Annotated in this window: 8 protein-coding genes; 4 read left to right on the plus strand and 4 right to left on the minus strand. The window is 42.8% G+C overall.

Annotation, left to right across the window (positions count from 1 at the left end):
- Positions 1-1,782: family 78 glycoside hydrolase catalytic domain (locus tag VK664_RS20130; RefSeq protein ID WP_461400498.1), on the minus strand; the 1,782-nt coding region annotated here is incomplete at its 3' end.
- Between the two features lie 192 nt (positions 1,783-1,974).
- Here VK664_RS20130 and VK664_RS20135 point away from each other — a divergent pair.
- The 3 genes from VK664_RS20135 to VK664_RS20145 all read left to right on the plus strand — a co-directional run bounded on the left by VK664_RS20135 (position 1,975) and on the right by VK664_RS20145 (position 6,593).
- Complete coding sequence (locus VK664_RS20135) at positions 1,975-3,564, plus strand: S10 family peptidase (RefSeq protein WP_461400499.1); 1,590 nt, start codon at positions 1,975-1,977, stop codon at positions 3,562-3,564.
- 78 nt (positions 3,565-3,642) lie between these two features.
- Positions 3,643-4,878, plus strand: coding sequence for a PQQ-dependent sugar dehydrogenase (locus VK664_RS20140; RefSeq protein ID WP_461400500.1), 1,236 nt, complete (start codon positions 3,643-3,645; stop codon positions 4,876-4,878).
- Positions 4,879-5,117: 239 nt separating this feature from the next.
- Positions 5,118-6,593 (plus strand): glycoside hydrolase family 130 protein, encoded by a 1,476-nt coding sequence (locus VK664_RS20145; protein WP_461400501.1) that lies wholly within the window; start codon positions 5,118-5,120, stop codon positions 6,591-6,593.
- On the opposite strand, the gene VK664_RS20150 is transcribed toward VK664_RS20145, so the two are convergent.
- The 3 genes from VK664_RS20150 to VK664_RS20160 form a co-directional block, all read right to left on the minus strand.
- On the minus strand, positions 6,590-7,600 hold the full coding sequence (locus VK664_RS20150; RefSeq protein ID WP_461400502.1) for a glycosyltransferase family 4 protein: 1,011 nt from the start codon (positions 7,598-7,600) through the stop codon (positions 6,590-6,592). The genes VK664_RS20145 and VK664_RS20150 overlap by 4 nt on opposite strands.
- A gap of 120 nt (positions 7,601-7,720) precedes the next feature.
- The gene (locus tag VK664_RS20155; RefSeq protein WP_461400503.1) at positions 7,721-9,958 is read right to left on the minus strand and encodes a glycosyltransferase family 4 protein; all 2,238 of its coding nucleotides are present in this window, start codon (positions 9,956-9,958) and stop codon (positions 7,721-7,723) included.
- Between the two features lie 346 nt (positions 9,959-10,304).
- Complete coding sequence (locus VK664_RS20160; RefSeq protein ID WP_458926501.1) at positions 10,305-10,571, minus strand: short-chain dehydrogenase; 267 nt, start codon at positions 10,569-10,571, stop codon at positions 10,305-10,307.
- Between the two features lie 280 nt (positions 10,572-10,851).
- Here VK664_RS20160 and VK664_RS20165 point away from each other — a divergent pair, with 280 nt between their 5' ends.
- The gene (locus tag VK664_RS20165; protein WP_461400504.1) at positions 10,852-12,459 is read left to right on the plus strand and encodes an OmpA family protein; all 1,608 of its coding nucleotides are present in this window, start codon (positions 10,852-10,854) and stop codon (positions 12,457-12,459) included.
- Positions 12,460-12,619: the final 160 nt, after the last annotated feature.

The raw sequence follows: 12,619 nt of genomic DNA on the forward strand, positions 1-12,619 counted from the left end.
GTAGCGCTTTATATTATCATAACAGTTTGCAAGTAAGCTGGCATCACCGTAGAACAGGTAAACATTCCAGGGTATCAGCGCTATCGTGCTTGTCCAGTCGGGTCCGTTCCCCCATTCATAACCCCAGCCACCCGTTGGAATGATAGAAGGCAATACACCATTTGGTTGTTGCTCATCCCTGTGGTCAGCCATCCATTTTTCATAAACCGTTATACCATCAAAATTATAAAGGCCGGTTTCAATGGCAATATGTGCGTCGCCTGTCCAACCGTTTTTTTCACGTTGAGGACAATCGGTGGGATAACCAAAAAGATTTGAGAGGTATGCATTGTTTGTTGCGCTCCAGATTTTATCGATGGTAGGATTGGAAGACCTGATGCTACCGGTTGGAGGCACATTGCTATGCATGAAATACCCGGTCAGGCTTTCTTTGGTAAGTGTGATTGGTTTATTGCTTGTTACTTCAATGTATTGAAATCCTTTATAATTGAAGTGTGGCATAAAAGTTTCGCTGCCTTTACCACTAAGAATATAAACATCTGTCTGGAAAGGATCTTTATCATCTGTTGGCCGGTAGTGAACATTGATGTTCGACATATCCACCCTTCCGTTATCATAAACCTGTTCTGCATGCCTGAGCCTGATAGTAGTACCCGCCTCGCCTTGCAGGGTGATTGAACTAACACCTGCAATGTTTCTTCCCAGGTCAAAAACATAAACAGTGTCACTTATTATTTTCAGGTTAGCCGCAGGAATTTTTTCAACAAGTTCTACCGGGTGCATCAGTTGCGAAACTATATTCCCGGAAGGAGCGGCACGATAAATAACATTCTTCCATTTGCTTTCATCAAAGCCGGTTTTGTTCCAGCCAGCCTGGATTAATCTTGCATCCTGGTGTTCAGCAGTATAAATGCTGTTGAAGATGACAGGCCCGGTTGAGGTCTTCCATTCTTTGCCAGATGTTATGGTTTCCTGGCTTCCATCCTCATAAGTAATCCGCAGGTCAAGGCAAAAAGCCGGACGAGCCCGCCAGGGAGCATGGTGGAAGTTCCAGACAGCAGTCGACTGATGGTTGTACCATCCGTTGCCAAGCATTACACCAATTGCATTATTACCCTGGCTGATTTGGTTCGTTACATCATAAGTAACATACATGTTGCGGCGATCAAACCTGGTGTACATAGGATCAAGGCGATGGTTGCCGATCCTTTCTCCATTTAAATATAATTCGTACAATCCCGCCACTGCTATATACGCCCTTGCGGATTTTATTTTTTTATCTACACCAAAATCTTTTCTGAACAATCCTGCCGGTTTAACATTCACATCAGCCAGGTCACTGATCCAGGATCCCTTCCAGTTCTTCATATCCATCATTCCTGTTTCGAAGCTGCTGAATGCAGCCTTAGAATTTTTTCCGGCCTTGTCTATGCTTATGACCTTCCAGTAATATTTCGTAAAGGGCTTTAGCGCCTCTCCTTTATAGGTCACCAGGCAAGCTGCACCATTTGACCTGGAGGCGGGCAATTGCCAGACCTTTTTTTGCATCAGTGAATCAGTTGCCACTGTGATTGAATAAGCTGTTTGCAACGCGCCTTTCCGGCTATCAGCCAGGCTCCAGGAAAGCCTTGGATGATAAGAATCGACACCGATGGGACTGACCAGGTACTCACATTGCAGGTTGATCGGTCGGTGTTGACTATAAATGTTTATCTGAACACCGAAAAAAATGATCAAAAAAAAGATAGCTCCCGGACCGGAATAAAACCTTGTGAATTTCATATAACCTGGAATTTTGATATACTGCAAACGAAGCTGAGATAATATTATCAGGCAGAACGATTGAAAATTTATGGCAACAAGATAATGAAATATTAAGCATCAATTTCCCCGGATCGCAGTATAGCCAGGCCATTAAGATGAAAGCTCAAATATTTTTTTCACTAAGTTTGACCATCCAAACTATTAACGTTTATGAAAAAGTTTCCCCCCCTGGTGTTCACTTTGCTGCTTGCATCATCTTTAACCGCGCAACAAAGACAGGCGCGGAATGCATTGCCTGCAGCTACTGACGGGCCTGCAGTGTCAACACCAACTGCACAAGCAGCGCCTTCACGTGATGAGAAACCCTCTCCTACCAATCTTGTTTTTAATCCTGAGTCATCAGTAACAACAACACATGAGGTAACAATAAAGGGACAGAGAATACCTTATAAAGCTACAGCCGGCACTATGCCCGTTTGGGACGAAGATGGCAAAACGATTGCGGGTCTTTTTTATACATTCTATGAACGTACTGATATAAAGGATAGGGCCAGTCGTCCGCTTGTGGTGTCTTTCAATGGCGGACCAGGATCAGCATCTGTATGGATGCATATCGCATATACAGGACCTGCATTGCTTAATATCGACGATGAAGGTTATCCTGTTCAACCATACGGCTTCAAAGAAAACCCTCACTCAATCCTTGATGTCGCCGACATCGTTTTTATCGATCCTGTTAATACAGGATATTCCAGGATGATGAAGGACGCACCAAAAACAAAGTTTTTCGGTGTGAATGCTGATATTAAATATCTGGCAGAATGGATCAATACTTTTGTTACCCGGAACAATCGCTGGGCATCTCCCAAATATCTGATCGGGGAAAGTTATGGAACAACCAGGGTTTCAGGACTTGCGCTTGAACTGCAGGAAACTCAGTGGATGTACTTTAATGGTGTTGTTCTTGTGTCTCCAACCGATCTTGGAATTGAGAGAGGAGCACCGGTTGACGCGGCACTAAGGCTTCCCTATTTTGCTGCAACGGCATGGTACCATAAAAAACTGCCCGCAGATCTTCAGCAAAAAGATCTGAGCGCTGTGCTTCCAGAAGTAGAAGCCTTTACTATGGACGAACTTGTAGCAGCTATGAGCAAAGGCTCCCTGCTTACAGCGGATAAGAAAAAAGCAATCGCCGCAAAAATGGCCAGGTATTCAGGGCTGTCTGAACAAGTGATTCTTCAGAACAATCTTGATGTCTCTACCAATTTATTCTGGAAAGAATTGCTGAGAGATAAGGGTTTCACTATCGGAAGGCTCGATTCAAGATATCTTGGGCTAGACAAACAGGATGCCGGTCTCACACCGGATTTTAATGCAGAATTAACCTCCTGGCTGCATTCGTTCACTCCTCCTATCAATATGTACATGAGGGAAAAGTTGAATTACAAGACTGATTTCAAATACAATATGTTCGGACCGGTAAGACCATGGGACAATACAAATAACAGGACAGGCGAAAATCTTGGGCGGGCAATGTCATCAAATCCCTACCTGCATGTAATGGTTCAGTCAGGCTACTATGATGGTGCCTGCGATTACTTTAATGCAAAATATAACATGTGGCAGATTGATCCTTCGGGCCGGCTCAAAGATCGGATAAGTTTCCAGGGTTATCGCAGCGGTCATATGATGTATCTGCGTAAAGAAGACCTGGCAACCAGTAACGAGCATATCCGCCAGTTCATAAAACAATCAACACCAAAACCAGGTCAGCCTGCTCAGTATAAGGCGGCTTTTTAATAATATAGGAGCTTAAGCCATATCTTGTAGGCTAAACCATATTTTGTATTTCTTTACCAACTCAAAGTTATTTTTTATATGAAAAAGTTTTTGATTTGCGCGGCCGCTGCTTGCGTGATATCTGGGTTCAATCAGGCAGAAGCAAATGTTAATGGACCTGCGGCTGATACTGCAACCAATGCAACGCTGGTTGTTCCAAAAGGTTTCAAGGCGACCATTGTTGCTGAAGGTTTTGGTGGCGCCAGGCATATTGTGGTGACCAAACAGGGCGGTATCTATGTAAAGTTGTCCAGGCTCAAGGACGGCAATGGTATCTTTTATCTGAAAGACACCAATGGGGATGGGGTAATCGATGTTCAAAAAGGATTTGGTAACTATCCCGGCACAGGCATAACAATCAAAAATGATTACCTATATGCATCCTCCAATGATGATGTTTTCCGCTACAAACTTGACGCAAAAGGTGAAGTGATCAACCCCGATCAACCGGAAAGAATCATTACCGGACTGGTAAATCATAACCGCGACAATGCCAAACCACTGGCCGTTGATGATAATGCTAATATCTACGTAAACGTTGGATCTTATAGCAATTCCTGCCGGATTGATGAAAAATCCAAACAGGCTCCAATGCCGTGTCCCCTGCTCGATTCGGTTGGTGGCATATGGGTGTTCAAAACCAATAAGCTGAACCAGACAATGAGCATGGCCAACCGGTATGCAACCGGCTATAAAAATTCGGTAGCCATTGATTGGAACGATAAAACCAAATCACTGTTTCTCCTTGAGCATGGCCGCGACAGACTTGATGATTATCCTGAATATTACACCAAGGAAGAAAACACCCTTTTGCCTGCAGAGTCAATGTATGAAATTCACAAAGGCACGAAGGGTGGATGGCCCTATTCATATTTTGATCATAAAAAGGGCAAGTCCATACTTGCCCCGGAATATGGTGGAGATGGTAAAAAGGAGGCAACCGTTAAATCACCGGCACCTACAGTTTATTTTCCTGCGCATCTTGCACCAAATGCCCTGCTGTTCCACACAGGAAAAGGCTTGCCGGCAAAATACAAAGACGGGGCTTTTGTGGCATTTCATGGCAATTCTGCGGAATTGAAAAAAGGCTATTTGGTCGGTTTCGTTCCTTTCCAGGGTAATAAAGCAGCCGGCAAATGGGAGATTTTTGCAGACAATTTTACTTCACCCAATAACCCTCACAGGCCCTGCGGCCTGGCTGAAGCACCAGATGGATCGATTTATATAACTGATGATACCAAGGGAACGATATACCGGATCAGCTACGGTAAATAATAAGGACCTGGCTGGCTGAAATAAATTTACAGTTTAACAGTTTAAAGGGGATGCCGGTGCATCCCCTTTTTCTATCCGGGGGATTTAAACTTAAATGAATACCATTAAAGACTTTGACAGACAGCCCCGGCAGACAAAATCATATTTGACCGGAAGGATCAGTTTGTGAATAATAACAAGTATTTTTCAGGTTGAGGTTCGCTTAAATATTAGAACCAATAAATCATTAATTGTATCGTATGCCCGTGAACGTATCCAGAAAGAATATCTTATTTGAACCTGATTCAAGCAGGGTTATAGCAAGGTTATTGTATACTAATAAAGAAAGAAGTATCGATCTTATCAAACAGATCATGGCGCTCTCTCCGAAGAGACAACAGGAAGCGCTTACCGAAGTGTTACGTGATTACTCAAAACGCCATCGCAGCATCTCAAAGATTTTCGAAAAACATTTTAATAAGGTAGCTGGCTTGCTGGGACCTGAAAATATTGATACAGATTTATTTACAACCAGTCAAAAAGTACTGATCGGCGCTTATTGTACCATGGAATACAGTATTGAAGCCGCTGCCTTTTTTAATCCATCGATGGTAGAAGATCCGGATCAAAGTGGTCTGTCTCAAAATCAGAAACGGGTTATCATCAGTTTCAGGGCAACCGGTGAGGGACATATTTCTTCTATTGTTTTCAGATCAGGTATCATTGATAGTGACAACACTATCATTGTTGAACAACCGGGTAAAATGCTCGATGCACCTGACCATGTAAAGAGCTATCTGTATCACAAGAAATCATTCCGCGAGAAACTAGAGGAGATGCAGGATTGCAGCAGCCGGGCATTTTCGATAATGATGGAAAAACTCGGGGAAACTTTTACCTACGAGGAGTTGAAACAGTATATTGAGGAAACCAAACAGCAGGTGCATGATACCGGCTCTCTTGTTTTGCTTAATGAAATGACCTGGTTGGCGAAATCGCATTATGAAATGGATTTTTCTGTTGACACATCCATTTCAGAGCGGGTAATTTTTCCAATAGCCGAAACCGAACAAAAAGGTATTGAAGATGCCAGATTTGTGAAGTTTACCGACGATGATGGTGAAGTAACTTATTATGCAACCTATACTGCTTATGACGGCATAACCATACTGCCTAAACTTTTAGAGACCAAAGATTTTTATCATTTCAAGGTTTTACCAATTCACGGTGAAGTTGCACAGAACAAAGGAATGGCATTGTTTCCCCGGAAAATAAATGGCAAATATGTGATGCTTTGCCGGATAGATGGAGTAAACAACTATATATCTTTTTCAGATAACATCAATGTATGGCGCAAGGCAGACATTTTACAAACGCCAAAATTTCCTTGGGAATTTGTTCAGATGGGAAATTGCGGTTCGCCTATAGAGACCCCCGAAGGATGGCTCGTAATAACTCACGGAGTTGGGCCAGTGAGAGAATATGTTTTGAGTGTTTCTTTACTCGACCTGGAAAACCCGGAGATTGAGATCGGAAGGCTTGAAACGCCGTTGATTGCTCCTAATGAAAAAGAGCGGGAAGGTTATGTTCCAAATGTTGTGTATTCATGTGGCTCGCTTATACATATGGGCAATCTATATATACCCTATGCAATGTCTGATTATGCTTCAACTTATGCCACGGTAAATATGGAAGAATTGATTAAAGCGTTGAAACGGACAAAAGTAACAGCTTAGATACTGAGAATCTGCTGATATACCTGCAGATAATCTTTTGTCATCTTTTCGCGGGAAAAATACCTTGCCACATGTGTACGGCAATCCAACCTGTTAAGCTCTCCCAGGCGCTTTGCAGCATCGACGGCTTCATCAATATTGCTAACCAGGAATCCTGTCTGTCCGTCGATGATCAATTCAGGCATCGCGCCCCTGTTGAAAGCTATCACGGGAGTGCCGCAACACATTGCTTCAGCAACGCTTAACCCAAATGGTTCGTCAAAACTGATTGGATGTAAAAGAGCCATGGCTTTACCAAGGACTTCGTTTCTTTTTTCAGGTCCGCAGTTTCCAATATATAATACCTGCTCGTTATCAACGAATGGTTCAACCTTTTCTTTCCAGTAGTTTTCATCCTGTATCAGCCCGGCGATAACGAGTCTCAGCCCGGCGCGCCTGGCAATTTCAATTGATTCTGAAGTTCCTTTATGCGGATGTATCCTGCCAAAAAAAAGAAGGTAATCTTCAGGATGCTCATTCAGGTCGAATTTCGTGGTATCAATACCGTTATATACCGTGGCTATATAACGCAGGGTTTCATTTCTGTCAGCGTTGCTGATGGAAACATAATGGGAATTGCCATTGTATTTTTTATATACCGGTATTATAAGGGGTGATGAAAAACCATGTATAGTTGTGACTACGGGAGTATTGATAAGTTTTGAATAAGTAAGCGGCAGAAAATCGTAATGATTATGTATGATATCGAATTCTGAAGCTCTTTCCATCAGGTTGCTGATATGAAGTGATTCATTCACTTTCACATCGGCAGCCGGATCATCGCCATATGGTTTTGGAATTACAGAAGCCAGCTTACCTGAGGTTATCGAATTACCCGATGCAAAGAGGGTGACATCCTGCCCCGCTCTTACCATTCCTTCAGCTACAGAGGAAGCAATCTGTTCCCAGGGCCCGTACTTTTCCGGTGGCGTTCTCCAGGCTAACGGAGAAAGAATCGCTATTTTCATATTAGTTTAACTGTACTTAACTATTATTTTTACAGGGCTTCCCAAACTTCATCAAGGCCCTAACCACTCATAACTCATAACTTAACTAACCACTAACCACTCACAACTCACAACTGGTTTTCAGTTATCGCTGTTATAAAAATCTTCGAATGCTCTCAACACTGTAAGATGTGAGATGAGATAAGCAAGCGTACTTTCAGCACCCTGGTTGCGGTTCACACCATAACTTTCAAGTCCATCACAACAACCTTTTGTTTCGAAATCATATAAACTCATCCTTAGATCATTTTCCCCCAGGAACCACATAAAGGAAGTATACAGTTTTGTAAGATATTGCTTGTCTTTTGTAAGCTCATATGCCTGGTGAAACATCAGCACCATAGCCAGCGCATCCAACGGCTGCTGTGCGAACATAGATTGGGTACCATCGCGGAAATACCATTGCTGGTTGCCAATGATTGATAAATATCCCTGGCTCATCGTTTTTTCGGCCAGGAAGTGCATACTTTCAATAGCTACATGCCGCACCTTATCATCGTTCAGGATGCCCGCTGCATGAAGTAGTGCATTTGGTAACATTCCATTATCATAAGCGAGTAAACTTTCAAACCAGTGCCAATCATCCGTCCGGCATTTGGCATATTCATCGATGAGTACAAAAGCCATGCTTCTCAGTCTTTCAATCATTCCGTCGTCCGTCGGATTAGCGCGCAGATAATAGCTGATACCGATCATCGTGTTAGCAATACTGCGGATAGATTTAAGCTTCTCAAAGTTTACTGCAGCCTCAAAAAAGATTTCTTTGCCAGATTGATAATAGGCATCGTTAGGGGCATTACCAATCAGGAAACCGAGTGACCAGATTGCGCGTCCGAAAGAGTCTTCTGACCCTATCTCATCAAGAAAGTTACGGTTGAAGCTTAAAAAATTCCGAAAAGTTCCATCATCATTTTGCATGTAATGAATATAACTAAGGTAGATGGGTGACAATGCAAGTGCCAGCGGGTGTTTCTTTTGTTTGAATGCCATTAGCACCATCAGCAGCGCTCTTGCATTATCATCCAGGCAATAGCCTTCTTTCAGATTTGGAATCCCGAATTTTGCGTGTTGGATAATACCCGTATCGTCAGTCATACGTTTAATATGATCAAGTGTAAAGGGTGGCAACAACTGGGGATCAAACAGCGCTTCTTTTTTCATCGGCCTGGTGATATGTTCACGCAGTATTGTCTCCAGGGTTTCGTGATATCTTTCGCCAATATTCGGCCATGTGATCTCACGTCCATAGTCATACGCTTTTTTCCGTAGACGGAACATCTCCTGTGGTTTATCGAGTAGTTCCATCAGGATAGAAGATAAACCGACGGAATCATTGAAGTCGAATAATCGTCCGCGCCCATCTGATAATAACTCTTCCGCATGCCAGTAAGGCGTAGAAATAACAGCAGCACCGGCTCCTACTGCATAAGAAAGTGTACCGCTGGTTATCTGTGCCTCGTTCAGATAGGGTGTTATATAGATATCTGAAGCAAAAAGATATTTGAATAACTCTTTCTGATTAATAAACTCATTAAGAAAGAGAACGTGCTTTTCGAGTTTCAGATTTTTTATTAATCGCAGCAGGTAGATCCGGTATTCTTCCCCTGAATGACGTAATACGGCCGGGTGTGTTTTACCAAGGATAATATATATAGTTTCAGGATATTTTTCCACCACTGCAGGCAAAGCTTTGATAACCGTTTCAATGCCCTTATTGCGGCTTATAAACCCAAAGGTCAGTAGTACCTTTTTGTTTTCAAGTTTGAATTCTTTTTTGGTTGCGACCTGGTTAAACTGAAGATCAGGTACTCCATGTTCGATGATCTCAATTTTCTCGGCGGGAATCTCATAGATTTCGGTTAAAAACTCAACCGCCTTATTACTCATCACAATCACCTTTTCGGCCATCTTGCAAATCTCTGAGAGAATTGCTTTTTCGTTATAAGATGGAGTTTTCAGCACAGTATGAAGTGTTACGATCAACGGTATCTCAAGCCGGTGTAACAACGGGAGTATATAGACGCCGTTCTGTCCGCCATAGATACCATATTCATGTTGCAGCACACACACATCTGCACCTGTTATATTTATAAACTTTGCAGCTTCTATATATTCACCCTGTTGTTCCTGGGCAATAACAAATTTGACTTCATCCGGATAGTCATACTCTTCCTCAATATCATTCATCGCGATAACCACACCGGTATTGGAAGGGCCGCCTCCCTCTTTACAGTCGGTTAAAGAATGATAGAGGTTCCGCGTAAATGTCCCTATTCCGCATTCTCTTGGCGGATAACTTGCTATAAATGCGATTTTCATGCTTATGTATTGATTAGGAATTGCAGTAATACTCATAACACCGGAGGCCGGAATATGTTATAAGTCAGTGTGACGGTGTGAAAAAAACAGGCAGATTACGTGCGCAGACAGCATCTGCCGGGCTGAAATGAAGGCCGCGTACGAAGAATAAATCGGTTCCAATAGTTTTAAGTCTACTGGGCCACAACGATCCGGTCCCGAAGTTAGGGTTACGATGGTGAGGTCGGTAAGGGTTCGCGAATTGTTACGACGATACGATTACGACGAAATTATAGGTCCGAAATGGCAATACGTTATAGTCTGCCCCGCAAAGGGGAAGTAGACCGGTCAGAAGGAATCGTAACTTTTAGATCTTTTCTGTTGCAGCGAGTTTCAGCCTGGTGAATTCCATTCCGCTGAAAATTCTTGCCAAATTAATATCTCCTGACTTTTTATAGCTTTCCATATTAGTCTCGTTCACAATTCTCCAGAAGTTCTTTGATTTCAACTCTGCATAATCTGCAGTTTTGATAAACATACCCAGGATAGTATTCCTGGTTTTGAAACTGATCTGAACCGGGGATTTGTCAAGCGTAACATCGGACAGGAATTTCTCAATCTGGTCATTTGTCATATAAAATCATTTATTTTTTGTGGGCTAATTCAGGATCCGCGTTGTGATTTTGATCTTTTAATCTAAGCCCTGCATTGAAGATCAATGACTTAGGGTCCTGAGAACGCCTAAATATACGCCTTTTCAGCCAGATTTTGGCATCAAACTGTTCGTGGGCCTGATAAAGACGTACATTTTCCACACAAAACGGGCGATTTGTGAGGGCCATGAACCAGTGATTATTGCATTCCTACGTATTATTTTGTGATTTTCTACGTTATTGTACCTAAATCCCAACCCCTTGAAAAAAGTCTACTCTTTTTTTATTGCCTCCGCCTGGCTTACCCTGGCTGTGGCCCAAACTTCAGCCCCGGATACAGGAGGCCTGAAGGAACAAAAGGATAAAGTCATATTTGCTTCGACTATCCTCAAAATTGAAAATCTCGGAGAAAACATCAACTCTGATCTGCATGAGCTGAGACCAACTATTTCGGCCGACGGCAACCTGCTTTTCTTTATAACAGAAAACCATCCTGCCAATACAAAATATAGTTCTATCCCGAACTCGCAGGATATCTGGTATTCAGAAAGGGACAGCCTCGGTCGTTGGAGCGAGGCACGACACCTCAGAGATCCAATCAATACAGTCTTTTATAATGCAGTGTACTGGATATCCCCCGATAAAAACAGGATATTGATTCGGGGCGCCTTTACTGAAGGTGGATTTGAAGGTAAAGGAGTAAGCATGAGTTATCGCAAAAGAAATGGAAAATGGAGTAATCCACAGATGCTTCAAATCCGCGGATACCATAAATACGATCGCGGTCTCCAATCGGGTGCTTCAATGGCCAACGATGGGCAGACTTTATTGTTTTATATGACACCCGACGAGAAGAGCAGCTTTAATGATATGTATGTCAGTTTTCTCCAGGAAGACGGGACCTGGTCTGAACCAAAAAGTCTTGGTAAAAAACTCAATCTGCCAGGTAAAAATGAAATGACACCTTATATCGCTTCTGATGGAGTAACCTTATATTTTAGTAGTGACCGCCCCGGTGGTCTCGGCGACAATGATATCTGGATGACCAGGAGGCTTGATAAGACCTGGCAGAAATGGAGTGAACCGGTGAACCTCGGAAGCCCGATCAATACACCTGACTGGGATGCTTTTTTTACATTGGACGCAGGCGGTGAGTATGCTTATCTCACCACAAAACTGGATGGTTTCGGGGAAAGCGATATCGTGAGAGTTAAACTATTGGAAAAAGAAAAACCAAACCCGGTGTTACTGGTGAGCGGAAACGTATACAATCAGAAAACGAAGCAACCGCTGAGTGCCTCGCTTGTTTATGAAACTTTGCCTGATGGGGTGGAAGCCGGCAATGGCATATCCAGTGAAGTGGACGGTTCTTTTAAAATCGTTCTTCCTTATGATAAGAATTATAGTATCCGCGCAAGAGCAGATAAGTTTTTCGCAGTATCAGAGAATCTGAATCTTGACTCACTGGTAAAGGCCGGTAATCGTGAAATACACAAGGATCTTTATCTTGTTCCCATCGAAATTGGCCAGGTTGTTCGGTTAAACAACGTGTTCTTCGATTTTGATAAAAGCTTTTTGCGTCCTGAATCTTTTGTTGAACTCGACAGGGTTGTTACTCTGCTAAGTGAAAACCCCGCTATCGAAATTGAAATGAGCGCACACACAGATAGCAAAGGTTCGGATGAATATAATTTCAAATTAAGTGACGATCGGGCAAGATCGGTGCGGGAATATATTCTTTCAAAGGGTATTGCACCAGCCCGGATCATTTCTCAGGGCTATGGCGAAACAAGACCTGAAGTACCGAATGACACTGATGAAAACCGGCAGTTGAACAGAAGAGTGGAATTCAAGATCCTTAAGAACTAATTTATGAGAGCTTGAGTTCAGTGGTGAGTCTTCGATCGGTTTCATCGATATCACCTTATTAATAACTTTGTGAAAAAGCCACATGCAGTGATACCATTTACCCCAATGGACCTTTTGAGTTCACTGGTGAGTCTGGTACTGTATGGCCCTTTTCATTACT

Origin of the sequence: Flavitalea sp., assembly GCF_035489435.1 — a bacterium.
In the GTDB taxonomy this organism is placed as follows: Bacteria; Bacteroidota; Bacteroidia; order Chitinophagales; family Chitinophagaceae; genus DATHKG01.

Bases quoted from the DNA above. Each gene is read 5' to 3' on its own strand.
- VK664_RS20135 (WP_461400499.1), top strand. From the start codon at position 1,975: ATGAAAAAGTTTCCCCCCCTGGTGTTCACTTTGCTGCTTGCATCATCT.
- VK664_RS20160 (WP_458926501.1), bottom strand. From the start codon at position 10,571: ATGACAAATGACCAGATTGAGAAATTCCTGTCCGATGTTACGCTTGAC.
- VK664_RS20140 (WP_461400500.1), top strand. From the start codon at position 3,643: ATGAAAAAGTTTTTGATTTGCGCGGCCGCTGCTTGCGTGATATCTGGG.
- VK664_RS20145 (WP_461400501.1), top strand. From the start codon at position 5,118: ATGCCCGTGAACGTATCCAGAAAGAATATCTTATTTGAACCTGATTCA.
- VK664_RS20150 (WP_461400502.1), bottom strand. From the start codon at position 7,600: ATGAAAATAGCGATTCTTTCTCCGTTAGCCTGGAGAACGCCACCGGAA.
- VK664_RS20155 (WP_461400503.1), bottom strand. From the start codon at position 9,958: ATGAAAATCGCATTTATAGCAAGTTATCCGCCAAGAGAATGCGGAATA.